The following is a 24699-nucleotide window of genomic DNA, read 5'->3' as shown; positions in this document are numbered from 1 at the left end:
GGCTTCGGCGGACGTGGTGCTGATCGGCAGCGACCTGCGCCGCCTCGGCACCTGTGTGCGCTTGAGTCGCCAGTGTCGGCACACGTTGCAGGTCAATGTGATCATCGGTCTGGGCTGGACGCTGGCGATTGTGGTGTTCGCCGCATTTGGCTGGTTGGGGGCCGCAGGGGCAATGATCGCGGCAGTGTTGCACAACCTCAGCACGTTGCTGGTGCTGGGTAACGCCGGGCGTTTGCTACGCTTCCACGAGCCGCTTTTGAAACTCGACGAATAATTTTCAGCAATATTTGCGCACCGCTGTAACGCCGGTGGGGGGCCTCACTCTAGTGGTGTGTCGAGACTGAACAATCCGTTCAGACCGACGCCACTACTGATCATGAGGAATACAACAATGAACATTAAATCCGCTGCTGCTGGTGCCGCTTTCGCGATGGCCGCCGCTACCATGTTTGCTGGTGTCGCCACCCAGGTACAAGCCGCAGACGCGCCAGTGCATTGCTACGGCGTAACCTCCTGCAAGGGCATGAACGACTGCAAGACCGCTGAAAACGCCTGCAAAGGCCAGGCAGAGTGCAAGGGCCACGGCTTCAAGGCTATGACCAAGGCAGCCTGTGACGCGGCTGGCGGCAAAGTCGGCGAATAACCGGCAAACGAGTGCAACCGCAGCGGCAGCCCCCCTCCGCTGCGGACACACTTTCCCCAGGAGTCAGCCATGTCCGCTTCCCTTCCAAGTCTGGGTTACGGCCTGGGTTTACGCAGTGAGTACTACCAGCAGATCCTTGAACAATCGCCGGCCGTGGATTGGTTCGAAGTGATCTCCGAGAATTATCTGGTGCAGGGCGGTAAAGCCTTGTACTTCCTGGACGCGATAGCCGAGCGCTATCCCCTGGTGATGCACGGGGTGTCCCTGTCCATTGGCGGGCCCCACGCCATCGATATCGATTACCTCAAGCAGATCAAACAGCTCGCCGAGCGTATTCACCCGGCGTGGGTTTCCGATCATCTGTGCTGGAGCCGCGGCAGTGCGCACCAGTTGCACGACCTGCTGCCTCTGCCTTACACCGAAGAAAGCCTCTATCACGTCGCCAGCCGCGTTCGCCAAGTGCAGGACGTGTTGCAGCGCCCGCTGGTGCTGGAAAACGTCTCCAGTTACGTGCGTTCCAAGGCAGATGAATTCACCGAGTGGGAATTCCTCAACGCCTTGGCTCATCTGTCGGGGTGCCAGTTGTTGCTGGACGTCAATAATGTGTATGTCAGCTCTCGCAACCATGGCTTCGATGCCTGGACCTTTATCCGCAACCTGCCGCCCGACAGCATTCGTCAGCTGCATTTGGCGGGGCATATGGACTATGGCGACTACGTAGTCGATACCCACGACCATCCGGTCTGTGATCCGGTGTGGGCGCTGTACCAACAGACCCTGGAGCACGTGGGGCCTGTGTCGACGCTGTTGGAGCGCGATGACCATTTTCCGCCGTTCGAAGAGCTGCTCACCGAGTTGAGCAAGGCCCGCGAACTGGGCGCCACCGCCTTGGCCAGGAGAGCGGTATGCGCCTGACCGATTGGCAGTTGGCCTTCGAACAGCATTTATTAGCCCAAACTCCCGATGCCAACAGTGGCTTTGCCGCCACTTTATTGGGCGGGCCGACGCTGGACGTAGACACGGGCCTGGCGATCTATCACAACGCCTATATCGCGCGGTTGCAGGAAGTACTGCGGCACGACTTCAGCGCCATCCTCTATTGGCTGGGGGATGATGAGTTTGCGGCGCTGACCCACGCTTATGTACGCCGTTATCCGTCGGCCCATTACAGCTTGCGTTGGTTTGGCGAACGGTTGCCGGCGTTTATCCACGAGCACCTCGTGGCCGAACAAAGTGCACCGCTGGCAGAGCTGGCTAAGTTGGAGTGGGCTTTTACCCTGGCCTTCGATGCGCCGCAGGGTCAGCCGCTGTCCCTGAATGACATGGCGCTCCTGCCGCCCGAGGACTGGCCGGATTTGCAGGTTGCCCTGACGCCGTCCGTGCAGCAGCGACTGTGTCACTTCAACAGCGTGGGCATCTGGCGTGCCAGCAAAGATGGGGCGGATTTCCCAGGCAGCTACACCTTGGACCTGGCGCAGATCTGCCTGGTATGGCGCCTTCATCATGTGTGCCATTACCGCAGCCTGGAACCTGCGGAAGCCTTAGCATTGGCCGGTATGGTGACGACCGGTTGGACCTTCGCAGAACTGTGTGAGCAGCTAGCAGTCACTTATGCAGAGGGTGCGCCGCTGCAGGCTGTTACATGGCTGAAACAGTGGATCCAGGACGGTTTGCTCCAACGCCGAGCTCCATAGAAGAGGGCTATCAAATCGATAGCCTCCTACTTTTATTGGGATGGTCTACCCTCAGTTCAGACGTCTGAAACAAGGGGGGACTACTCATGCTCGCGCAACTTCCACCGGCCTTACAGAATCTTCAGCTACCGCTGCGTCTGCGACTCTGGGACGGCCATGAATTCAACTTGGGCCCAGAGCCCAGTGTGACCATCGTGGTGAAGGACCCCACGGTCGTCTCGCAACTGACCCATCCCACACTCGACTCACTGGGCGAAGCCTTCGTCGAGGGCAAACTGGAGCTGGAAGGTTCCATCAGCGAAGTGATCCGGGTCTGTGATGAGCTGAGTCATGCCTTGATCGAGGGCGACGGCGACAGTCATCCGGTGCGCTCGATCCACGACAAGGCCACGGATGCAGCGGCGATTTCCTACCATTACGACCTGTCCAATGAGTTCTATCAGCTGTGGCTGGATCAGGACATGGCGTATTCCTGCGGCTATTTCGAAACCGGCAGCGAATCCATCGACCAGGCCCAACAAGACAAATTCCGCCACCTGTGCCGCAAGCTACGCTTGCAGGCGGGGGAGTATTTGCTCGACGTCGGTTGCGGATGGGGCGGGCTGGCGCGGTTTGCGGCGCGGGAGTTCGGGGTGAAAGTGTTTGGCATCACCCTGAGCAAAGAGCAGTTGGTATTGGCTCGGGAACGAGTCAAAGCCGAGGGACTGGAAGACCAGATCGACCTGCAACTGCTGGACTACCGTGATCTACCCCAGGACGGCCGATTCGACAAAGTCGTAAGCGTGGGCATGTTCGAACACGTCGGCCACGCCAACCTGGCGCAGTACTGCCAGACCCTGTTCGGTGCGGTGCGTGAAGGCGGCCTGGTGATGAACCATGGCATCACCGCCAAGCACACCGATGGCCGCCCGGTGGGCCGTGGCGCCGGGGAGTTTATCGAGCGGTACGTGTTCCCGAACGGTGAGTTGCCACACTTGGCAATGATGACCGCCGAGATCAGCGAAGTCGGGCTGGAAGTCGTCGACGTCGAAAGCCTGCGCCTGCACTACGCCCGAACCCTGGACCATTGGAGTGAGCGACTGGAGGACAACCTGGAAGCGGCGGCCAAGATGGTGCCAGAACAGGCGTTGCGTATCTGGCGGTTGTACCTGGCCGGTTGCGCCTATGCGTTTGCACGGGGTTGGATCAACCTGCACCAGATCCTCGCGGTGAAGCCTCACGCGGATGGCAGCCATGAACTGCCGTGGACGCGGGAAGACATCTATCGCTGAGCTGATGTTCCAGAAAGGTGGAGATCCAACTGTGGGAGGGGGCTTGCTCCCGATAGCGGTATATCAGTCGCCACCCGTTGACTGACCCCCCGCTATCGGGAGCAAGCCCCCTCCCACATTTTGTTTTGTGTTGTCTGGTTAAAGGATTGGTGAGATCAAGCGCGCCACACGCATCCCAAGTTGTTGCAGGCGCCGTGTTTCGCGGCTTTCTTCCTGGCTGACTTCATGGGCCTGCGCGAAGTCATCGAGCAGCATATGCTCCACCTCCTGGGCGAAGGCTTCATCGACGGTCAGCAGCATCACTTCAAAATTCAGCCGGAACGAACGGTTGTCCATGTTGGCACTGCCAATGGCGCTGATCTCGCTGTCCACCAACACCACCTTCTGATGCAGAAAGCCCGGCGTGTAGCGGAACACCCGCACTCCGGCGCGCACGGCTTCGATGGCGTAGAGGCTGGAGGCGGCATACACAATGCGGTGATCCGGCCGCGACGGCAGCAGCAGGCGCACATCCACTCCGCGTAGTACCGCCAGGCGCAGGGCGGCAAACACCGCTTCATCGGGGACGAAATACGGGCTGGTGATCCATACCCGCTCGGTCGCTGCGTGGATGGCCTCGACGAAAAACAGCGAACAGGTTTCATACGGATCGGCCGGACCGCTGGCGAGCAATTGGCAGAGCACGCCATCTTCGGGATAGGTGTCCGGCAAGATCAGCGGCGGTAGTTCACGCGCGGCCCAGAACCAGTCTTCGGCAAACGACTCCTGCAGGCATGCCACCACGGGACCGGTGACCTGTACATGGGTGTCGCGCCACGGCGCCAATGGCGGTTTTTTGCCCAGGTATTCATCACCCACGTTATGCCCGCCGACAAACCCGGTGATGCCATCCACTACCACGATTTTGCGATGGTTGCGAAAGTTGACCTGGAAGCGGTTGAGCCATCCACTGCGGGTGGCGAAGGCCTTGACCTGCACGCCGGCGTCGCGCAGTGATTGCACGTAGCGATGGGGCAGGGCGTGACTGCCAATGCGGTCGTAGAGCACGTAGATGGTCACGCCTTGGGCAGCCTTTTCTTTCAGCAGCGTATGTAATTGGCGGCCAAGTTCATCGTCATGAATGATGAAAAACTGAAACAACACAGCGGTTTTGGCGTTGCGAATGGCTTCAAAGATCGCGCTGAAGGTGGCGTTGCCATTGATCAGCAGGCGTACTTCATTGTTGGCCAGGCACGGCATGCGACCCAGTTTAGGCATGGCGCGCAACGAGGCGTAAGCGCTGGAGTTGCGCGCAGCGAGCGCCTCCTCAACCCAAGGACGCCAGTTCAGCGCGGTGATGGCGGTGTGCATTTCCTGATTGGCCTGGCGCCGCGCCTGGATATAAGCGTCGAAGGTGCTGCGGCCAAAAATCAGGTAGGGGATCAACGTGAGATAGGGCATGAACATCAGCGACAAGGCCCAGGCTATCGAGCCTTGAGCGGTCCTGACGGTCAGCACCGCGTGGATCGCGGCGAGAGTCCCGAGAAAGTGCAGCGTGGCGATGAAGTAGGCGAGCAGGTGCGGGCCAAAGAAATCCATGGACGACAGTACTCCAGACAATCCAATGCCTAACAGACCATGTTCGGCTGCGAATGTCGCTATTTTATTTGGCGTGCAACACTGGCGCCTTTGCAGCGTCTAACGCCCACAATTGCCCAGGAGTTACCCGATGAATGCTCGTCTGCTCTGTTTATCCATGGTTGTTGGTTTGTCGTTGCCGGTGGCAGCGCAGGCGCAGATGCTGGCGCCGGGCTTGTGGGAATTGACCACCAGCAATATGAAAGTCGATAACCAGGACCTGCCGGACCTGTCGCTGATCCTCGGTCAGCTCAAGCAACAGATGACCCCCGAACAGCGCGCGATGCTCGAAAAGCAGGGCATCACCATGGCAGGTAAAGGCGTGCAGGTGTGCCTCACTCCAGCCCAGGTCGCCTCGGACTCAATCCCTTTGACCGACCCGCAATCGGGCTGCAAACAGGAAGTGACCGACAAAACCGGCAACCAGTGGAAATTCCGTTTCAGCTGCCCGAAAGCTCAGGGCACCGGAGTCGCCACTTTCCAAAGCCAGAAAGAATTCACCACGACCGTCAACGGCACCTTCAATGCCACCGGCATTCAGCAGAAGGGCAGCCTGGACACTCACGCCCAGTGGCTGGGCAACGATTGCGGTACGGTCAAACCACGCGCTTAACGCAGAAAGTGCAGCGGCAAACCCTGGCAGCTGTCGACCACCTTGCCGTTGTGCCAGGCCAGGTGGCCGGAGACCAGGGTGGTGCTGACGCTGTGGCGAAAGCTGCGCTCTGCAAAGGGCGTCCAGCCGCAGCGGGCAAGAATCGGCTCATCCCTGACCGGCTTACCTTCGGGCTCGGGTTTGATCAGCACCAGGTCGGCCCAATACCCTTCACGCAGATAACCACGGTCCGGGATAGCAAACAGGTCGGCGACCCGGTGGCTGGTCTTCGCGACCAGCGTGGCCAGCGGCAGCAGCCCGTCTGCCACCAGCTCCAGTAACGCCGGCAGCGCATGTTGCACCAGGGGCAATCCAGACGGCGCTTCGCGATAGGCCAGTTGTTTTTGCGCCCAGGTATGCGGCGCGTGGTCTGTGCCAATCACATCCAAACGATCATTCAATAACGCCTGGCGCAGCGCGTCGCGGTCGGCGCGGGTCTTGATCGCCGGGTTGCATTTGATCTGATGGCCGAGGCGGTGATAGTCCCGGTCATCGAACAGCAAGTGGTGCACACAGACTTCAGCGGTGATGCGTTTTTGTGCCAGGGGCTTGTCTTCAAACAGAGCCAATTCGCGCGTGCTGGTGAGGTGCAGCACATGCAGGCGCGTGCCGTGGCGCTGGGCTAACTCCACCGCGAAAGAGGATGAGCGATAGCAGGCCTCGGCGTCGCGGATCAGGGGGTGCGCGACGGCGGGGATGTCATCGCCGAAACGCTCGCGCAAGCGCCGTTCGTTGGCCTGGATACTGGGCGTGTGTTCGCAGTGGGCCAGGAGGATGGTCGGGACTTCGGCAAACAGACGCTCCAGGATCCGTGGGTCGTCCACCAGCATATTGCCGGTGGACGCGCCCATGAACACTTTGACTCCCGCCACCTCGCAGGGGTCGAGGGCGGCGACGATGTCGAGATTGTCGTTACTTACCCCGAAGTGAAAGCCGTAGTTGACCACCGAGTGCAGGGCCGCGCGGCGTTTTTTATCGGCCAGCGCCTCCAGGTTCAGGGTGGCCGGGTTGGTGTTGGGCATGTCCATCACACTGGTGATGCCGCCAGCCGCGGCCGCGCGGGACTCACTGTAGAAACTGCCTTTGTCCGGCGCGCCGGGGTCACGAAAGTGCACCTGGTCGTCGATCATGCCCGGCAGTAGCCATTGCCCCTTGGCGTCGATGGCCAGTGGCGCGTTACAGCCGGTGATGCTGCTGGCGATCTTTTCGATGCGGCCATTGGCGACCAGCACGTCGGCGTCGAAAATCTGGCCCTCGTTGACCAGGCGGGCGTTGCGGATCAGCAGGCGGCTCATGGCTTAGAACTCGTTTTGCAGGGCTTTGTAACCGCGCACCAAGTCGACGTTGGTAAGTGCCACGTCTTCGGAAAACTCCGAGGCGCTGACGCTCACCGGTGGGAATTGCGACAGGTCGGTATTCGGTCCGATGCGGGTGGTGGAGGGCACGTAGAACGCGGCGGGTAAATCACGACCGTCGACCACCGAGTTATGGCGCACCACGCACCCATCGCCCACGGCGCAGTTGAACAGCACGCTGTTGAAACCGATGAATACGCGGTCGCCAACTGAGCACGGGCCGTGGACGATGGAGCGGTGGGCGATGGAGGTGAACTCACCGATGGTCACTGCTGCGCCGGATTTGGAGTGGATGACCACACCGTCCTGAATATTGGAATTGGCGCCGATGGTGATCGGATCCATGGCGCCGCTGGCGTCGACTTCGTCTGCGCGGATCACCGCATACGGGCCGACGAAGACGTTCTCGCCAATGATGACCTTGCCGCAGATGATGGCGGTCTTGTCGACGTAGGCCGATTCGGCAATCACTGGCAGATCGCCGGAAGGGTTCTTGCGGATCATGCGCTGGGCTCCGTGATGATGTGGACGTAGTCGCCATCAATGGCGTTGTAGAAACAGGTGGGCCGGCCTGTGTGGCAAGCCGGGCCGAGTTGGTTGACGATCAGCAGCACCGCGTCGCCGTCGCAATCCAGGCGTGCTTCCACCAACTGCTGCCAGTGACCGGAGCGTTCACCTTTGCGCCACAGTTGCTGGCGCGAGCGTGACCAGTAGCAAACTTGCCCGGTAGCGAGGGTTTCGCTGAGGGCCCGGCGGTTCATCCAGGCCAGCATCAATACCTCGCCGCTGCTGTGTTGCTGGGCGATGGCGGCAATCAGGCCATCGCTGTTCCATGGCAGGGCATCGAGTACCGGTTTGAGTGGGAAGCGACTGCCTTTGGCAGCCCCTTCCAGTTCGAGCATGCTCAGGTTCATGGCTTGCTCAGGGCGGCGCACAAGGTGTTGAGGTTGTATTCGAACAGCCCTGTAAACGTGCTGGCCGGGCCTTCGGCGGCGAGGGCGTCGGAGTACAGCGTGCCGCCGATCTGCGCGCCGCTTTCGTCGGCGATTTGCTTGAGCAGGCGCGAGTCCTTGATGTTTTCCATGAACACGGCTTTGACCTTGTCTTTGCGGATCTGTGTGATCAGCGCAGCGACTTCAGCGGCAGAGGGTTCACGTTCGGTAGACAGGCCTTGGGGGGCGAGGAACTGAATGCCATAGGCCTGGCCCAGGTAACCGAAAGCGTCATGGGAGGTGACGATGCGGCGGTTGCCTGGGGGCAGAGCACTGAACTTGGTCTTGGCTTCGGCCAGCAGGCGGTAGATTTCTTTCAGGTAGGTTTGGCTGTTGCGCAGGTAGTCGGCCTTGTTGGCCGGGTCGGCAGCCACCAGCGCCTTGGTGATGTTGTTCACATAGATTTCAGCGTTGGCCAGGTTATGCCAAGCGTGCGGGTCGGGGATGGTTTCGCCATCCTCTTCCATGGTGTGGGAGATCACGCCTTTGCTGGCGGTGACCACCGTGGCTTTGGTTTCGGTGCTGGTGACTAAGCGGTCCAGCCAGGGTTCGAAACCGAGGCCGTTCTTGATGATCAGCTTGGCCTTGAGCAGCGCCTTGGCATCGTCCGGTGTGGGCTCGTAGGTGTGGGCGTCGGCATCCGGGCCGACCATGTTGCTGATCTGAATGTGGTCGCCACCGATCTGGTGCGTAATGTCATTGAGAATACTGAAGCTGGTGACCACCTGGAGTTTGTCGGCGGCCTGGGCCATCGACAGCGGCAGCAGCAGGCTGAACAGCACGAGTAGAGCGCGCATCGGGAGACACCTCATTGGGATGTAAGCAGGGGCGGGCGGCGCATCAAACCGTGCACCGGACCGAAGACCACGGACAGCAGGTACCCAGCGCCAGCCACCAGCACAATCGCCGGGCCGCTGGGCAGTGAGTAGTAGAACGACAACAACAAACCAAGCCATACCGACAGGCATCCCAGCACCGCCGACACCGCAATCAACACCGGCAGGCGCCGGCTCCAGAAACGTGAAGCGATGGCGGGTAACATCATCAGACCCACCACCATCAACGCGCCGATGGCCTGGAAACCGATCACCAGATTCAGCACCACCAGGGTTAAAAACAGCCCATGGGCCAGCGGGCCAAGGCGGCTGACGGTTTGCAGGAACAGCGGGTCGAGGGTGTCCAGCAGCAGTGGTTTGTAGATCAGTCCCATGGCGACCAGGCTGAACCCGGACACCCAGAGCATTCCGGTAAGGGTGGTTGCGTCGACGGCCAAGGCAGAGCCGAACAGCAAGTGCAAAAGATCCAGGCGTTTACCGGCGAGGCCGAGGATCAGTACGCCAGCGGCAAGGGAAATGGGGTAGATGGCGGCGAGGCTGGCGTCTTCGCGCAGGCCGGTACGGCGAGTGATCCAAGCGGAGAGGCCAGCCATGCTCAGGCCGGCGCCGAGGCCGCCGATGGTCAGCGCCGGCAGGCTGAGCCCGGCGAACCAGAAACCCAGCGCAGCGCCGGGCAGGATGCCGTGGGCCACGGCGTCACCGATCAGGCTCATGCGGCGCAGGATCAGGAAGACACCCAGCGGGGCAGTGCTGCACGCGAGTACAAGTCCGCCGATCAATGCGCGGCGCATAAAGACGAAGTCGAGGAAGGGCATCCATAAGTGGGCGGCGAAGTGCATCAGGCCACCTGCATCTGGGGCTGCGGGCGGATCAGCTCTTTGCTATCGCCGAACACACAACCGGTGTTTTTGATTTGCAGCACTTGTTCGGTGTGGTGGCGTACGGACGCCAAATCGTGGCAAACGATGACCAGCGTGCGGCCTTCGGCATGCCAGGCGTGGATATGTTTCCAGCACAGCGTCTGGCCGTCCTCATCGAGGGCTGCGTGGGGTTCATCGAGCAGCAACACCGGCGAATCGGCCAAACTCATGCGGGCGAGCAGGGCGCGTTGCAATTGGCCGCCGGACAACGCCATCAGCGGGCGCTGTTCCAGGCCACTGAGGCACCAGTCTTCCAGCACTGCTTGCAGGCGCTGATTGCGTTGTTGCGGGGGGAGTCGGGTGCCCCAGAAACCTGCGGCGACCAGTTCTTGCAGGCTAATGGGGAATTGGCGGTCAAGGTGTTGCTGCTGAGGCAGGAACGCTAGGCCGCCCCGGCGTGGAACATCGACGACCACCTTGCCGGCCAGCGGCTTTTGCAGCCCGGCGATGACTTTGAGCAGGCTACTTTTGCCGCAGCCATTGGGACCAATTACGCCGGTGAGGCTACCTTTTTCCAGGATGAGATCTATGGCGGGTGTGAGTGGTTGTCCGGGGGCGCCCCAGCGCAAAGCGTTGCAGGTGATCATTCAGGGTGTCTCGTCCAGCGGCTTTCAGCCACGGCATCGTGCGCGTGCAGGCTTTCGGCGTGGATCACTTTGAGGTGGAAGGCGTTGACGGCATCCGAGCGTTTCAAGGCGAGGTTCAGGCGGCGGGCGGCGTCTTCGCAGAACATTAGGTTCTGTCCGTTGGCCAGGGCGAAGGCTTGTTCGTCCGCACGTTTCACAGCGGTTTGTACGGCGGTGCCGAGAGCAGCTTCGGCGTCGTTGATGATGTCGGTCAGCGCCAGTTGCTCGCCTCGCAGGTGTACGTGCAACTGCGCGCTGCTGCGCTGGCTGTGGGGTGTGGCGACGATGCCGTCTGCGCTACCGAGCCAGGTCAGTACGTCTTCATGCTGCAACGGCGTGTCGGCGAAGTCTTCGAGAAATTGCTGCTGAATCAACTGCCTGGCCAGGGCAGCGGAACAGGGGCAAGTTGAGGAATAAGTAACGTTAATTTTTAGTTCCACGTGGAACATCTGGTTTTCCAGGCGCGCTTCGATGCTGACTGGGTAGCCTTTCCAGCCAGCTAAGGGGCTGACCAGCGCCGGGCGTTTCAACAGCAAATTCGTGTGCAGACGCAGGTAGGCGTTCTTAGATAAATCTTCATGACTGTCGAGAAAACGCTGAAGTACATTGCGCAGAAGTGCAGGCGTGAGGGGCTGCTGGTCGAGCATCTCCAGTGCCAGGTACAGGCGTGACATATGAATGCCACGGGCGGTACCGTCATCCAGGCTCACGCCGGCATCGGCGGTGGCGGTCAAGCGCTGACCGTCGATCAGGATTGGTAGGGCGATGCCGCACATGCCGACCCAGTCGAGTGGCAAGGCTTGGCGTGAAGCCTGCGCGGCGATATCCGGCAGAGTCAGCGCGTTCATGAGCAGGTCCATCGTTGGAAATAATTCGACATGTTATAGTATAACAATAGGGTCTACGATGAATTTTCTGTCGTAGCCTTTTTTCAGTCATGTCGAGTACGGACGCTCCTTTATCTGCGGTATTTGTCATGCACAGACGTCAGCTTCTCAACCTGCTCTTGGCCAGCCCCTTTTTTGTTTTGCCGCTCACGGCCTACGCCACGCAGATTCGTAACGCGCGTTTATGGCGCTCAGATGACAAGCTGCGGTTGGTGTTCGACCTCAGCGGTCCGGTGCAGTACAAGACCTTCTCCCTGACGGCGCCGGAGCGCCTGATCATCGACCTGAGCGGCGCGGCGCTCAGTGGCGACTTTTCTCAACTGGATTTGAAGAACAGCGGAATCACCTCGATTCGCTCGGGGCATTTCGGCAAATCGGATACGCGCATCGTGCTCGATCTGGCCGCACCGATGCGGCTCACCAGCTTTGTGTTGCCGCCTCAGGAGGGTCAGGGGCATCGCCTGGTGCTCGATCTCACTGGCGCCACTCAGGCGCCACGTCAGATCGCGGCTGGCCCTGCGCCTTTGGTGGCGCCAGAGGGCAAGGCGCATCCCAAGCGCGACATCATGGTGGTGGTCGACCCCGGCCACGGCGGCAAAGACCCGGGCGCTATCGGCTCCAAGGGCCAGCGCGAAAAAGACGTGGTGTTGTCCATCGCCCAACTGCTGGCCAAGCGTTTGAAGCGCGAGAAGGGCTTTGACGTGAAACTGGTGCGCAACGACGATTTCTTCGTGCCGCTGCGCAAGCGCGTGGACATCGCCCGTCAGCACAAGGCCGATATGTTTATCTCGGTGCACGCCGATGCTGCGCCGCGGCTCACCGCTTCAGGAGCCTCGGTGTATGCGCTGTCGGAGGGCGGCGCGACCTCGGCCACCGCACGCTTTATGGCCCAGCGCGAAAACGGCGCGGACCTGTTGGGCGCTACCACGTTGCTCAATCTGAAGGATAAAGACCCGATGCTGGCCGGCGTGATTCTCGACATGTCGATGAACGCCACCATCGCCTCAAGCCTGCAACTGGGCAGTTCGGTGCTCGGGAGCCTGCAAAGCATTACCAGCCTGCATCAGAAACGTGTGGAACAGGCCGCGTTTGCAGTGCTCAAGTCACCGGATGTGCCCTCGATCCTGGTGGAGACGGGCTTTATCTCCAATGCCCGAGACGCCCAGCGCTTGGTGACGGCGCGTCATCAACAGGCGGTGGCGGATGGCTTGTTCGATGGCCTGAAAAACTACTTCCAGAAGAATCCGCCGATGAACAGCTACATGGCGTGGGTGCAGGAACAAAAGAATGGTCAGGCCTAACAGCCGGTAATGCGGCTGCAGGTGAACTTGGCGCTGGCCCCGCCGGAGCTGGAGAAGCGATTGATCGTGGTCCAACCCACGCGCCGCGTGTAGCCGACCCACGCCTCCCCATCTGACGCCAAACCAGTAAAAAACGTCAGTTGCCCATAACGGCTGTTGGTCTGTGCCCAATAGCGTTTGCCGACCACCTCGAAACCGCGCAAATACGTGGTACTGCCCTCGGTCGACACACTGTAGGCGTTGCCCAGTGGGTCGACACAGGCCAGCAGGTTGGCGCTGCGCGTGCAGTTGGCCAGCAGGCTGGGCGCTTGGGCGCAAGCAGTCCCTGCCGCTGCCAGTAACAGGGCGCACAACAGGTATTTCATAAGGTTTCTCGGGGCAGGGATGCGTTCAAGCATTGCCCTCTTTGTCGAAGCGAGCAAGGGGGGATTGGCTTATTTGTATTGTTATACTATAACATTAAAAAACAGCCTGACCCGTGAACCTCTGCCCATGACTGAACAAGACCTGCTGACCCAACCGCCTGCCGACTACATGAATGAAGCCCAGCATGGCTTCTTCCGCGAACTGTTGTTGGCTCAGCGCACTGAACTGCAAGCGCGTATCGAAGGCGAATTCCTGGTGCTGCGCGAGCAGGAAACCAACAGCGACCCGGCTGACGTGGGCAGCGCCGAAGAGCAGCGCCAATGGCAACTGCGCCTGCTGGAACGGGAGAAGAAGCTGCTGGACAAGATCGACGACGCCCTCGAACTGTTGGCCCGTGGCGAATATGGCTGGTGCCGCGAAACCGGCGAACCCATCGGCCTGCAACGTCTTCTGCTGCGTCCCACCGCCACCCTGTGTATCGAAGCCAAAGAACGTGAAGAGCTGCGCGAGCGCCATAAACGGGCGATTTGACCGGCCAACCCTGATGAGGATTACCTGATGCCCAATCGTCTCCCCGTTACCGTGTTATCTGGCTTTCTCGGCGCCGGTAAAAGCACATTGCTCAACTATGTCCTGCGCAACCGCGAAAATCTGCGCGTGGCGGTGATCGTCAACGACATGAGTGAAATCAACATCGACGGCAGCGAGGTGCAGCGTGACGTCACCCTCAACCGTTCCGAAGAAAAGCTGGTGGAGATGAGCAACGGCTGTATCTGCTGCACCTTGCGTGAAGACTTGCTTGAAGAAGTCGGAAAACTCGCCAAGGAAGGTCGGTTCGATTACTTGTTGATTGAATCCACCGGTATCTCCGAACCGCTGCCGGTGGCAGAAACCTTCACCTTTCGCGATGAAAACGACCGAAGCCTGGCCGATGTTGCGCGCCTGGATACCATGGTTACCGTGGTCGATGGCATGAACTTCTTGCTCGACTACCAGGCCGCCGAAAGCCTGGCCTCGCGGGGCGAAACCCTCGGGGAAGAAGACGAGCGTTCAATCACCGACCTGTTGATCGAGCAGATCGAATTCGCCGACGTCATCTTGATCAGCAAGATCGACCTGATCAGCAGCAGCGAACGCGAAGAGCTGATGGCTATCCTTGAGCGCCTCAATGCTCAGGCGGAAATCATCCCGATGGTCATGGGCGAGGTGCCGCTGCACAAGATCCTCAACACCGGCCGCTTTGACTTCGAGCGTGCGGCCCAAGCGCCAGGCTGGTTGCAGGAGCTGCGCGGTGAGCATGTACCGGAAACCGAAGAATATGGCATCGCGTCCATGGCCTATCGCGCACGCCGACCGTTCCATCCGCAACGCTTCTTCGACTTTATCGATCGACCTTGGGTAAACGGCAAACTGCTGCGCTCAAAGGGCTTTTTCTGGCTGGCCAGCAAGCATCAGGACGCCGGTAGCTGGTCCCAGGCAGGCGGCCTGATGCGTCACGGGTTTGCCGGACGCTGGTGGCGTTTCGTACCGAAAAGCCAATGGCCACAAGACCAAGAAAGCGTCGCGGCGATTATGGGCAACTGGCAACTGAGCACCGGCGACTGCCGCCAGGAACTGGTGTTTATCGGGCAGAACATCGACTTCGCCCACATGCGCGTCGAGTTGGATGCGTGCTTGCTCACCGATGAAGAAATGGCCCTTGGCGTGGAAGGGTGGCGCCTTTTGGCTGATCCGTTTGGTCCCTGGTATGAAGAGGCAGCCTGATGCTGGCACCGGCTATCCCCCTGCGCCCCGTGATTCGCCAGACCCGCGGTGAAACCCCGCTGGCGTTGTCCGACATCCTCGAAGACGGCGTGAACCTGGCGCTATGGCAGCGCCAGTTGCCGCTGCATATCGCTGAGTTCGGCGCCTTGCTGGTGGCACTCAACGAGCCGTTGGCTGATTCGATCGTGATCGAACTCAACAGCGAAGACGCCAAGCCGAACTTGCGAGGATTGGCGTCCAGTTGCCGCGATCTTGAAGGTTATGAAGGCTTTGTCGCCGATGTGTCGTGGCTGGTCAGTGCTTTTGCCTGTCTGCTCGGCGCCAAGCGCATAGGCGTTCGTCTGCGATTGTTGGATAAAGCCATGTGCCCGCGTTTTCACGTCGATCATGTGCCGGTGCGGCTGATCACCACCTATGCAGGTATCGGCAGCCAGTGGTTGCGTGAAGGGGTAATGGACCGGCGCAAACTCAGCCAAGCGGACGCCGAGCCCAGCGAGCGCATTGAGCAGATTCAGTGCGGTGAAGTGGCACTGCTCAAGGGCACCAAATGGCATGGCAACGAAGGCTACGGCCTGATCCACCGCTCCCCCGCGCTGAAAGCGGATGAGCGCCGATTGATTCTGACGCTGGATTGGCTCGCGTAACCGCGTAGGATCAAACGCTCTACACGGTCCGAACGATGGCACTTATGCTGCAGAACATTCCCACCCACGTGATTGCCGGGCCCCTGGGCGCTGGCAAGACCAGCCTGATCAAGCACCTGCTCGCCCAACGCCCGGCCAACGAGCGCTGGGCGGTGCTGATTAATGAGTTTGGGCAGATCGGCCTGGATGCTGCGTTGCTGACCCAGGACGACGACGGCATTGCCTTGGGCGAGGTCGCCGGTGGCTGCCTGTGTTGTGTGAATGGCGCACCGTTCCAGGTAGGCCTGGGCCGGTTGCTGCGTAAGGCCAAGCCGGATCGGTTGTTTATCGAACCCTCGGGCCTGGGTCATCCTGCGCAGTTGCTCCAGCAGTTGCGCGAAGCGCCGTGGCAGACGGTGCTTGCGGTTCAGCCTTGTGTGCTGGTGCTGGATGCCCAAGCGCTGGCTGCGGGCAAACCCTTGCCGCCAGCGCAGCAGGAAGCGTTGGCCAGTGCCGGACTGTTGGTGTTGAACAAGGATGAGGGGCTGGATGCTGAGCAACGCGAGGCCGTCGAACGACAGCTACCCGACCGTGGCATTTATTGGACGCGGCAGGCGTACGTGCCGCTCGGCAAACTGCCAGGTTTGAATGCGCAGGCTGAAGAGGCTGTGGATAACGTCGAGGTGCCCAAGGGGCTGGCTCAATTGCCGGCTATCTGGAGCGATCCGGCATTGCCGATCTGCCTGAGCCAGGCCCAGGATGGCGGTTGGAGTATCGGTTGGCGCTGGCACCCGAGCCAGAAATTCGATTCCGAGCGTCTGCACCTGTGGCTGACATCGCTTGAGTGGCGCCGCGCCAAACTGGTTATCCACAGCCGTGATGGGTGGATATCGGCCAACGCTGTGGATAACAGCCCGCTCGCCTGGCACCCCAGTGAATGGCGCCGCGACTCACGTATCGAATTGATCTTCAGCACACCACAGGATATGGCTGCATTGCAGGCCGCGCTGACTGCCTGCCGTTACTGACGGTTTTTAGTCGCATGGTTCTGACGCCATTGGCTCAGCTCAATGACTTCAGCACTGGGCAGCGCTTCCTTGGCCTCGAACGGGTAGGGCGCCAGTTCGATCTGCGCGCTATGGGCGCCAAATTGCGTGATGGTCCCGCTGTGACGGGTCTCGCCCGTGACGGTGAACTCGAAATTATAGATACGCGCCAGACGCCGCCGGCCATTGGCGTCCTTCACAAAACCGATGCGTTTCAACGCTACGGCACCGTCGAGCAATTCGATATCGAGCTTGGCGCAATGCTGCTTCACCCGCGCGAGCGCCCGTTCGCGCAGGCCGTGGTTGTGCCAAACCCAGGCGGCGCCGGTCGCCAGCAGCATCAACACGAAGATGTTTCCCAGGGTCAGCATGCGAAAAACTCCAACAAAGTGAGAGCAGCTTAACTGTGTCGCTGGCCTGTCGTACAGGCTGTGTTTAGTCGCATACTGCGCGGCCAGAATTTCAATGGCTTTACGGAAATCCCCTGCATGAAACGCACACCTCATCTGCTTGCGATCCAGTCTCATGTGGTCTTTGGCCACGCCGGAAACAGCGCCGCCGTGTTCCCCATGCAGCGGGTCGGGGTGAACGTCTGGCCGCTTAACACTGTGCAGTTCTCCAACCACACCCAGTATGGCCAGTGGGCGGGCGAAGTGTTGGCGCCGCAGCAAATTCCGGCGTTGGTGGAAGGGATTGCCGCCATCGGTGAGTTGGGCAACTGTGATGCGGTGCTGTCCGGCTATCTGGGCAGCGCGGCCCAGGGCCGGGCGATTCTCACCGGTGTGGCGCGTATTAAAGCGATCAATCCCAAGGCCTTGTACCTGTGCGACCCGGTAATGGGTCATCCTGAAAAAGGCTGCATCGTGCCCCAGGAAGTCAGCGATTTCCTGCTCGATGAAGCCGTCGCCATGGCCGACTTCCTGTGCCCCAACCAACTGGAATTGGACAGCTTTGCCGGGCGCAAACCGCAGTCGCTGTTCGATTGTCTGGCTATGGCCAAGGCGTTGCTGGCTCGCGGGCCTAAAGCCGTGCTGGTCAAACACTTGGATTACCCGGGCAAGTTGCCGGATGGTTTCGAGATGCTGCTGGTGACCGCCGACGGCAGCTGGCACCTGCGTCGACCGCTGCTGGCGTTCCCGCGCCAACCGGTGGGCGTGGGCGACCTGACCTCGGGGTTGTTCCTGGCGCGGGTGTTGTTAGGCGACAGCCTGCTGGCCGCGTTTGAATTCACCGCAGCGGCCGTGCACGAAGTGCTGCTGGAAACCCAGGCTTGCGCCAGTTACGAGTTGGAGTTGGTGCGGGCCCAGGATCGCATTGCCCATCCACGTGTGCGCTTTGAAGCCACCCCGATCGGATTGTAAGTACACAACACCCAATGTAGGAGGGGGCTTGCTCCCGATGGCGGTGTATCAGCTACCTAAGTAATGGCTGACCCACTGCAATCGGGGGCAAGCCCCCCACATTTTTGATCGGGTTTGCGGCTTGGGACTTACAGCGCGTCTGCCTTGATTTCCTGGTAGCGCTTCTCCAGCTCCTGGCGAATCTGCCGGCGTTGCTGGGCCTGCACGAACCGGCGCTTGTCTTCACTGTTATGGGGTTGCAGCGGTGGTACGGCAGCGGGTTTACGCTGGTCGTCCACCGCCACCATGGTGAAGAAGCAGCTGTTGGTATGACGCACCGAGCGCTCGCGGATGTTCTCGGTCACCACCTTGATGCCCACTTCCATCGACGTATTGCCGGTGTAGTTGACTGATGCAAGGAACGTCACCAATTCGCCGACATGGATCGGTTCGCGAAAAATCACCTGATCCACCGACAACGTCACCACATAGCGACCGGCATAACGGCTCGCACAGGCGTAGGCCACTTCGTCGAGGTACTTGAGCAGGGTGCCGCCGTGGACATTGCCTGAGAAGTTGGCCATGTCAGGGGTCATCAATACCGTCATCGACAGCTGGGCGTTTCCGGGTTCCATAACACACTCACGGGTTGTAGGCATTGGTTGGGGTGCACCTCTGCGGGTGCTGGAATCTTTGCAGCGCCATCCCTTACGGGACGCCGGTGGGCGGCTTGCCGTCACGCCTGCACCGATCTGTTTCCATATATTGCACCGGCTTTCTGCTGGAAGTCGCGGTGTTAACCTTCAAAAGCCCATGTCAGGGCATTTCTTACGATCAAGGCAGACTTTTCCTTCCGCACTTTGCGCATTTTCATGTGCGTGGGCGGAAGTGGGAAAAGCGCCAGTACCCTCAAGGAGCCCCTCGCCATGCACGCCATCAGCTTTATCCAGGACTTGGCCGTGATCATGCTGGTGGCAGGGGTGGTCACCATCCTGTTTCACCGCCTCAAGCAGCCGGTGGTGCTGGGTTACATCGTCGCCGGCTTCATCATCGGTCCCCACACGCCACCGTTCGGTCTGATCCACGACGAAGACACCATCAAGACCCTCGCCGAGCTAGGGGTGATCTTCCTGATGTTCTGCCTGGGCCTGGAGTTCAGCCTGCGCAAGTTGTTCAAGGTGGGCGCGACGGCGTTTATCGCAGCCTTCCTGGAAATCATCCTGATGATCTGGATCGGCTACGAAATCGGCCGCTGGTTCGACTGGAACACCATGGACTCACTCTTCCTCGGCGCGATCCTGGCGATTTCCTCGACCACCATCATCGTCAAGGCCCTCAATGACCTGAAAATGAAGAACCAGCGTTTTGCCCAGCTGATTTTCGGCGTGTTGATCGTTGAAGACATCCTTGGCATCGGCATCATCGCCTTGCTGTCGAGCATCGCCGTCAGCGGCACCGTGAGCTCCGGCGAGGTGTTCTCCACCGTCGGCAAGCTCTCGCTGTTCATGATCGTCGCCTTGGTGATTGGCATCTTGCTGGTGCCGCGTCTGCTGGCTTACGTAGCTAAGTTCGAAAGCAATGAGATGCTGCTGATCACCGTATTGGGCCTGTGCTTCGGCTTTTGCCTGCTGGTGGTCAAGCTGGAATACAGCATGGTGCTGGGGGCTTTCCTGATCGGCGCGATCATGGCCGAGTCCAAGCAGTTGATTAAGATAGAACGCCTGATCGAGCCGGTTCGCGACATGTTCAGCGCCATCTTTTTTGTGGCGATTGGCTTGATGATTGACCCGCAGATCCTGCTGCAATATGCCTGGCCAATCGCGGTAATCACCGTGGCCGTGGTGCTGGGCAAGATGCTGTCCTGCGGCCTGGGCGCATTTATCGCCGGTAATGACGGCCGCACCTCACTGCGCGTGGGCATGGGGCTGTCACAGATTGGCGAGTTCTCCTTCATTATCGCCGCGCTGGGCATGACCTTGCAGGTAACCAGTGACTTCCTGTATCCGGTGGCGGTGGCGGTTTCGGCGATCACTACACTGCTCACGCCCTACCTGATTCGCGGTGCTGATCCCCTGTCGCTGAAGATTGCGGCAGTGATGCCCAAGCGCATGAGTCGGGTCTTCGGGATGTACGGCGAGTGGTTGCGCAGCATTCAGCCTCAGGGCGAGGGCGCGATGCTAGCGTCGATGATCCGCAAGATCATCCTGCAAGTAGGGGTGAACCTCGCGCTGGTGATCGCGATCTTCTTCGCTGGCAGCTTTTTTGCGGTGCGCATTGGCGGGTATCTGGAGGGTTGGATCAGTGATCCGAGCTGGCAGAAGGCGTTGATCTGGGGAGGGGCGTTGTTGTTGTCGCTGCCGTTCTTGATAGCGGCTTACCGCAAGCTCAAGGCGCTGTCGATGCTGCTGGCGGAAATGAGCGTGAAGCCGGAAATGGCCGGGCGACATACCCAGCGTGTGCGAAGGGTAATCTCGGAGCTGATCCCGATTCTGTCGTTGCTGGTGATCTTTCTGCTATTGGCAGCCTTGTCGGCCAGCATTTTGCCGACCAACAAGTTGCTGGTGCTGATTGCAGTAGTCGCGGCGGCGGTAGCGGCCGTTCTGTGGCGCTGGTTCATTCGCGTGCATACGCGGATGCAGGTGGCCTTGCTGGAGACTCTGGATAATCACAAGGACACGTCGGAGCACTAAGGTGCTGCGGTGCATTCGCTTGTGGCGAGCGAGCTTGCTCGCCACAAAAACCGGTCCGCCACGGGTGACAGGACTCAGCTTTCCAGCCAAACATCCCGCGCCCAGTGCCACACCGATTCCCACGTTTCTTCGGTGACGAGTTCTTCTTCGCCGGACCACAACACCACGGTGCCGTCTTCTTCAACGCAGTAGTAGTCGTCGCCGTCCTGGCAGATCGGGATCATGCTGCGGTCAACGCCGGCATCCCAGGCGTTGGCTGCCACATCCGGCAGGTACGTGTGGGATTGCGGGTCGGTGACGGTCACCGGTTCCAGGCTGCCGTACACCACATCGCTGACGGTCAGCAGGAATTCACGGAAGACAAACGGGATGTCGATGAACAGTTGTTCTTCGATTTCCACCAGTTGATCTTCGTCAGGCAGTTCCAGAGGAACCGGGACCGGTTCGTTGGCTTCACGCAATTGTTCGATGATTTCTTCCACGGCCGGGATCCTCTTGCTAGATGGCGCGGTTTATAGGGGCGTTTTATACAGTAGCTCGCTATAAGTGCAACCGTGAAATAGAAAACCCCGGACATGAGACATGTCCGGGGTTTTTCGTTACGGCGTGCTCAAGCGCGTGGGTATCAGCCGTTTTGGCGAATACCGGCGACCAGCCATGGCTGGTTCTCGCCTTGAGGGCGTTCCATGTTCCAGCTTTCGCTGAACACTTCGCCCTGGTCGAAACGCGAGGTCTTCGACACACCGCTGAAGGTCAGGGTAGCGATGGTCTTGTCGGCGCGATCATCCACACCGTCCAACTGAACGCGCAGGTCGTCAATGTAGGTCGACTGGAACGCGTCGCCGATCTCGGCACGTTCGCGTTTGAGGAACTCCAGCAGTTGCGGGGTCACGAACTCGGCGATCTTGTCCATTTCGTTGGCGTCCCAGTGTTGCTGCAGGGACTGGAAGTGGCTGCGGGCCGCTTCGACGAAGCGCTCTTCATTGAACCAGGCCGGTGCGTTGATCACCGGACGGGCCGCAGCAGGCGCTGCCGAACCACCAAAGATCGAGCCCATGGCTGGTTTCTGCTCGAACACTTCACGCTGCATTGGCGCGCCGGCTGGAGCCAGGTGCTCCTGCTGCTTGCGGCGACGGGCGGCGATAAAGCGGAAGACCAGGAAGGCGATGACGGCCATGATCAGGATGTCGAAGATCTGCATGCCCTCGAAGCCGCCGCCCATGAACATGGAGGCGAGCAGGCCACCGGCCGCGATACCGGCCAGAGGGCCAAGCCAGCGTGAAGCACCGCCAGCCTTGGCTGCGGCGCCAGCAGCACCGGCTGCGCCTGCGGAAGCGGCAGCACCGCCTGCACCGGCGGATGGAGCCATTTGGCTGGTCTGGTGAGTCGGTGCCGCACCCGAGCTTTTGCCGCCACCGAAGCGTTTGGCGTTGGCGTCGAGGCTCATCGTCAGGCCGATGCACAACGCCATGGCGATGCTAAGAAAACGTTTCATAAAGGGAATTCCCATTTGTGGATTGCACGCGCGCCATGTTGCACAGGTGTAGTGGCAGTGGCTAGCGGCATAATGTTTCGGGCTTTTGCGTAAGACCGATTCCGAAGGATCTGTAGGACTGATTACTGATATTGGCCCGCGCTCGTTGAATACAAGGGCGGGCCAATAAGCTTCATGTAGGCAAATGTTTCAGACTGCTTCGAGCTTCGCGTAACCCATCATCAGCCATTTGCTACCTTCGGCGAAGTTCACCTGCGCTCGTGCCTGGGCGCCAGCGCCTTCGAAATTGAGGATCACGCCCTCACCGAAGACCGCATGCCTGACCTGCTGGCCCAAGCTGAACGGAGTTTCCGGAATCTCGGAACCGGCAAACATACTGCTGGAGTTCTGCTGTTGGCCGCCACCGAACGGGCGGCTGACGCTGTTGGACAGGCGAACTTCCTGAATCAGGCCCTTCGGTACTTCACGTACGAAGCGCGACACTTTGTTGTAGGTCTCGCTGCCGTACAGGCGTCGGGTCTCGGCGTAAGTCATGACCAGGTTCTGCATCGCCCGAGTGATACCCACGTAGGCCAGGCGACGTTCTTCTTCAAGACGGCCGGGCTCTTCCAGACTCATCTTGTGGGGGAACAGGCCTTCTTCCATGCCCACCAGGAACACGTACGGGAATTCCAGGCCCTTGGCGCTGTGCAAGGTCATCAGCTGGATGCTGTCTTCATGCTCATCGGCCTGGGTATCACCGGCTTCCAGCGAGGCGTGGCCGAGGAATGCGGCGAGTGGAGTCAGCTCTTCGTCTTCTTCGGTGTTTTCGAACGCGCGGGCTGCGCTGACCAGTTCCTCAAGGTTTTCTACTCGGGCCTGGCCTTTTTCGCCTTTTTCCGCTTCGTGATAGGCGATCAGTCCGGACTGCTCGATCACGGTCTGGGTCATCAAGTGCAGGGGCATTTCCAGGCACTTGGCGGCCAGATTCTCGATCAGCTCTACAAACACGCCCAGCGCACCCGCTGCCCGCCCGGTCAGGCCTTTATTGGCGATCAGCAAGCGCATGGCTTCCCACATCGACACGTCGGCGTGGCGCGCGTGGTCGCGGATTGCTTCGACGGTTTTTTCGCCGATACCGCGGGCCGGGATATTGATCACTCGCTCCAGCGCCGCATCATTGCCGCGACCTTCCAGCAAGCGCAGGTAGGCCATGGCGTTCTTGATTTCCGCACGCTCGAAGAAGCGCTGACCGCCATAGATGCGGTACGGGATGCGTTCGCGCAGCAAGGCTTCTTCCAATACCCGCGATTGGGCGTTGGAGCGGTACAGAATCGCGATATCGCTACGTGCCAGGCCGGTTTTCAGGGCGCTTTCAATGGTTTCCACCACATAGCGCGCTTCATCGTGCTCGTTGAAGGCTGCGTACAGATTGATCGCTTCGCCTTCGCCGCCGTCGGTCCACAGCTCTTTGCCCAGGCGTCCGGTATTGTTGGCGATCAAGGCGTTGGCGGCCTTGAGGATGCCAGCGGTAGAACGGTAGTTCTGCTCCAGACGGATAGTGACCGCGTCCGGGAAGTCTTCGGAATACTGGTAGATGTTCTCGATTTTCGCGCCACGCCAGCCGTAGATGGACTGGTCGTCGTCACCCACTACCATCAGGCTGTCGCCGCCCTTGGCCAGCAGGCGCAACCAGGCGTACTGCACGGCGTTGGTGTCCTGGAACTCATCCACCAGAATGTGGCGGAAGCGTTTCTGGTAATGGGCCAGCAAGCCGGGGTTGTCGCGCCACAGGTCGAGGGCGCGCAGCAGCAGTTCGGAGAAGTCGATCACGCCGGCACGTGCGCAAGCAGCCTCATAGGCTTCATAAATGCTGCGCATGGTGGCCAGGAAAAGATCGCCGCTGGCTTGAATATGTTGCGGGCGCAGGCCTTCGTCTTTCTGGCCGTTGATAAACCACTGCGCCTGGCGCACGGGCCAACGCTGTTCGTCGAGGCCGAGTTCGCGGATCACGCGCTTGACCAGGCGTTGCTGGTCGTCGCTGTCAAGGATCTGGAAGGTCTGGGCGAGGCCAGCTTCCTGCCAATGGGCCCGCAACAGGCGGTGCGCAAGGCCGTGGAAGGTGCCGACCCACATGCCGGCCGGGCTGATGCCCATCAACTGTTCGATGCGATGGCGCATCTCGGCAGCGGCCTTGTTGGTGAACGTCACCGACAGGATGGAGTGCGGAGACGCGTTTTCGACCTGGATCAACCAGGCGATACGGTGCACCAGCACTCGGGTTTTACCGGAGCCAGCACCGGCCAGGACCAACTGACGGCCGACGGGGGCCGCTACGGCCTGGCGTTGGGCATCGTTGAGGGAGTTCAGCAAAAGAGAGAGATCATCGCGCATCGGCGCATTCTAGGGTGCTGGGGGGAGTCGGGCAAATCCCAATGCCGGGTGGTCGATGGAAAATATTCAACGTGATCCGGGCCGGCTCAATATTCTGCTCAGGGTGATGACCGGTCGGTCAATGCCCACAGCCCGCGCCGGGTCTCGCTGAAGCCGTCTGGCACCGAGCTTTGCGGCGTGTGACCACGCAGTTTTTATGACGTGGAGC

26 protein-coding genes and 1 pseudogene are annotated in these 24699 nt (G+C 60.1%); 13 read left to right on the top strand and 14 right to left on the bottom strand.

Annotated elements, in window-relative coordinates; all coding sequences use genetic code 11:
- The 5 genes and pseudogenes from BW43_RS24350 to cfaB form a co-directional block, all read left to right on the top strand.
- A pseudogene (locus BW43_RS24350) lies at positions 1 to 274 on the top strand (cation-transporting P-type ATPase); the annotation flags it as partial.
- 117 nt (positions 275 to 391) lie between these two features.
- Positions 392 to 643, top strand: a complete 252-nt coding sequence (locus tag BW43_RS24355; protein WP_032884507.1) for a membrane protein — start codon at positions 392 to 394, stop codon at positions 641 to 643.
- Positions 644 to 712: 69 nt separating this feature from the next.
- Positions 713 to 1558, top strand: coding sequence for a DUF692 domain-containing protein (locus BW43_RS24360; protein WP_032884506.1), 846 nt, complete (start codon positions 713 to 715; stop codon positions 1556 to 1558).
- Positions 1549 to 2337 (top strand): DNA-binding domain-containing protein, encoded by a 789-nt coding sequence (locus BW43_RS24365; RefSeq protein ID WP_032884505.1) that lies wholly within the window; start codon positions 1549 to 1551, stop codon positions 2335 to 2337. The genes BW43_RS24360 and BW43_RS24365 overlap by 10 nt, the downstream gene beginning before the upstream one ends.
- An 86-nt stretch (positions 2338 to 2423) precedes the next feature.
- Complete coding sequence (gene cfaB / locus BW43_RS24370; RefSeq protein ID WP_032884504.1) at positions 2424 to 3608, top strand: C17 cyclopropane fatty acid synthase CfaB; 1185 nt, start codon at positions 2424 to 2426, stop codon at positions 3606 to 3608.
- Positions 3609 to 3746: 138 nt separating this feature from the next.
- Here the strand turns inward: cfaB and cls are convergent, their stop codons facing one another.
- Positions 3747 to 5186 (bottom strand): cardiolipin synthase, encoded by a 1440-nt coding sequence (gene cls, locus BW43_RS24375; protein WP_032884503.1) that lies wholly within the window; start codon positions 5184 to 5186, stop codon positions 3747 to 3749.
- Positions 5187 to 5316: 130 nt separating this feature from the next.
- On the opposite strand from cls, the gene BW43_RS24380 reads away from it, so the two are divergent.
- Positions 5317 to 5838: a DUF3617 domain-containing protein gene (locus BW43_RS24380; RefSeq protein WP_032884502.1), complete on the top strand. Its 522-nt coding sequence runs from the start codon at positions 5317 to 5319 to the stop codon at positions 5836 to 5838.
- Here BW43_RS24380 and BW43_RS24385 read toward each other — a convergent pair.
- The 7 genes from BW43_RS24385 to folE2 are packed head-to-tail and all read right to left on the bottom strand — an operon-like array spanning position 5835 to position 11454.
- The gene (locus BW43_RS24385; protein ID WP_032884501.1) at positions 5835 to 7172 is read right to left on the bottom strand and encodes a dihydroorotase; all 1338 of its coding nucleotides are present in this window, start codon (positions 7170 to 7172) and stop codon (positions 5835 to 5837) included. The two genes, BW43_RS24380 and BW43_RS24385, sit on opposite strands and share 4 nt — an antisense overlap.
- Before the next feature lie 3 nt (positions 7173 to 7175).
- Positions 7176 to 7736 carry a DapH/DapD/GlmU-related protein gene (locus BW43_RS24390; protein ID WP_032884500.1) on the bottom strand — a complete coding sequence of 187 codons (561 nt, stop codon included), beginning with the start codon at positions 7734 to 7736 and terminating at the stop codon, positions 7176 to 7178.
- Positions 7733 to 8146 (bottom strand): phosphoribosyl-AMP cyclohydrolase, encoded by a 414-nt coding sequence (gene hisI / locus BW43_RS24395; protein WP_032884499.1) that lies wholly within the window; start codon positions 8144 to 8146, stop codon positions 7733 to 7735. The genes BW43_RS24390 and hisI overlap by 4 nt, the downstream gene beginning before the upstream one ends.
- The gene (locus BW43_RS24400) at positions 8143 to 9021 is read right to left on the bottom strand and encodes a metal ABC transporter substrate-binding protein (protein WP_032884498.1); all 879 of its coding nucleotides are present in this window, start codon (positions 9019 to 9021) and stop codon (positions 8143 to 8145) included. Before BW43_RS24400 ends, hisI begins: the two co-directional genes overlap by 4 nt.
- An 11-nt stretch (positions 9022 to 9032) precedes the next feature.
- The gene (locus BW43_RS24405) at positions 9033 to 9899 is read right to left on the bottom strand and encodes a metal ABC transporter permease (RefSeq protein WP_032884497.1); all 867 of its coding nucleotides are present in this window, start codon (positions 9897 to 9899) and stop codon (positions 9033 to 9035) included.
- Positions 9899 to 10567: a metal ABC transporter ATP-binding protein gene (locus tag BW43_RS24410; RefSeq protein ID WP_032884496.1), complete on the bottom strand. Its 669-nt coding sequence runs from the start codon at positions 10565 to 10567 to the stop codon at positions 9899 to 9901. The genes BW43_RS24405 and BW43_RS24410 overlap by 1 nt, the downstream gene beginning before the upstream one ends.
- A complete protein-coding gene (gene folE2, locus BW43_RS24415) occupies positions 10564 to 11454 on the bottom strand; it encodes a GTP cyclohydrolase FolE2 (RefSeq protein ID WP_032884495.1) in 891 nt (296 codons plus the stop codon). The genes BW43_RS24410 and folE2 overlap by 4 nt, the downstream gene beginning before the upstream one ends.
- 128 nt (positions 11455 to 11582) lie before the next feature.
- Here folE2 and BW43_RS24420 point away from each other — a divergent pair, with 128 nt between their 5' ends.
- Positions 11583 to 12794, top strand: a complete 1212-nt coding sequence (locus tag BW43_RS24420) for an N-acetylmuramoyl-L-alanine amidase (protein WP_032884494.1) — start codon at positions 11583 to 11585, stop codon at positions 12792 to 12794.
- Here the strand turns inward: BW43_RS24420 and BW43_RS24425 are convergent.
- Positions 12791 to 13159, bottom strand: a complete 369-nt coding sequence (locus BW43_RS24425) for a hypothetical protein (protein ID WP_032884493.1) — start codon at positions 13157 to 13159, stop codon at positions 12791 to 12793. The two genes, BW43_RS24420 and BW43_RS24425, sit on opposite strands and share 4 nt — an antisense overlap.
- 127 nt (positions 13160 to 13286) lie before the next feature.
- Between BW43_RS24425 and dksA the strand changes: the two genes are divergently transcribed.
- The 4 genes from dksA to BW43_RS24440 are packed head-to-tail and all read left to right on the top strand — an operon-like array spanning position 13287 to position 16575.
- Complete coding sequence (dksA, locus tag BW43_RS0127190) at positions 13287 to 13691, top strand: RNA polymerase-binding protein DksA (protein WP_032884492.1); 405 nt, start codon at positions 13287 to 13289, stop codon at positions 13689 to 13691.
- 27 nt (positions 13692 to 13718) lie between these two features.
- Positions 13719 to 14924, top strand: coding sequence for a zinc metallochaperone GTPase ZigA (gene zigA / locus BW43_RS24430; protein ID WP_032884491.1), 1206 nt, complete (start codon positions 13719 to 13721; stop codon positions 14922 to 14924).
- On the top strand, positions 14924 to 15568 hold the full coding sequence (locus tag BW43_RS24435) for a DUF1826 domain-containing protein (RefSeq protein WP_032884490.1): 645 nt from the start codon (positions 14924 to 14926) through the stop codon (positions 15566 to 15568). The genes zigA and BW43_RS24435 overlap by 1 nt, the downstream gene beginning before the upstream one ends.
- A gap of 44 nt (positions 15569 to 15612) precedes the next feature.
- Positions 15613 to 16575 (top strand): GTP-binding protein, encoded by a 963-nt coding sequence (locus BW43_RS24440; RefSeq protein WP_032884489.1) that lies wholly within the window; start codon positions 15613 to 15615, stop codon positions 16573 to 16575.
- Here BW43_RS24440 and BW43_RS24445 read toward each other — a convergent pair.
- Positions 16569 to 16964, bottom strand: coding sequence for a DUF3301 domain-containing protein (locus BW43_RS24445; protein WP_032884488.1), 396 nt, complete (start codon positions 16962 to 16964; stop codon positions 16569 to 16571). The two genes, BW43_RS24440 and BW43_RS24445, sit on opposite strands and share 7 nt — an antisense overlap.
- 117 nt (positions 16965 to 17081) lie before the next feature.
- On the opposite strand from BW43_RS24445, the gene pdxY reads away from it, so the two are divergent.
- Positions 17082 to 17954, top strand: coding sequence for a pyridoxal kinase PdxY (gene pdxY, locus BW43_RS24450; RefSeq protein WP_032884487.1), 873 nt, complete (start codon positions 17082 to 17084; stop codon positions 17952 to 17954).
- A gap of 128 nt (positions 17955 to 18082) precedes the next feature.
- On the opposite strand, the gene BW43_RS24455 is transcribed toward pdxY, so the two are convergent.
- Positions 18083 to 18568, bottom strand: coding sequence for an acyl-CoA thioesterase (locus BW43_RS24455; protein WP_003177014.1), 486 nt, complete (start codon positions 18566 to 18568; stop codon positions 18083 to 18085).
- Positions 18569 to 18859: 291 nt separating this feature from the next.
- Between BW43_RS24455 and BW43_RS24460 the strand changes: the two genes are divergently transcribed.
- Entirely contained in the window at positions 18860 to 20623 is a 1764-nt protein-coding gene (locus BW43_RS24460) for a cation:proton antiporter (protein ID WP_032884486.1), read from the top strand.
- 74 nt (positions 20624 to 20697) lie between these two features.
- Here BW43_RS24460 and BW43_RS24465 read toward each other — a convergent pair whose 3' ends face one another.
- The 3 genes from BW43_RS24465 to uvrD all read right to left on the bottom strand — a co-directional run bounded on the left by BW43_RS24465 (position 20698) and on the right by uvrD (position 24491).
- The gene (locus tag BW43_RS24465; RefSeq protein WP_017739032.1) at positions 20698 to 21105 is read right to left on the bottom strand and encodes an SMI1/KNR4 family protein; all 408 of its coding nucleotides are present in this window, start codon (positions 21103 to 21105) and stop codon (positions 20698 to 20700) included.
- 143 nt (positions 21106 to 21248) lie between these two features.
- The gene (locus BW43_RS24470; RefSeq protein WP_032884485.1) at positions 21249 to 22118 is read right to left on the bottom strand and encodes a Tim44 domain-containing protein; all 870 of its coding nucleotides are present in this window, start codon (positions 22116 to 22118) and stop codon (positions 21249 to 21251) included.
- A gap of 189 nt (positions 22119 to 22307) precedes the next feature.
- A complete protein-coding gene (gene uvrD / locus BW43_RS24475; RefSeq protein ID WP_032884484.1) occupies positions 22308 to 24491 on the bottom strand; it encodes a DNA helicase II in 2184 nt (727 codons plus the stop codon).
- Positions 24492 to 24699: the final 208 nt, after the last annotated feature.

The organism is Pseudomonas sp. RIT357 (assembly GCF_000632245.1).
In the GTDB taxonomy this organism is placed as follows: domain Bacteria; phylum Pseudomonadota; class Gammaproteobacteria; order Pseudomonadales; family Pseudomonadaceae; genus Aquipseudomonas; species Aquipseudomonas sivasensis.
The sequence above is the reverse complement of the archived record's forward strand: the minus strand, read 5'-3'. Positions and strand labels throughout refer to the sequence as shown.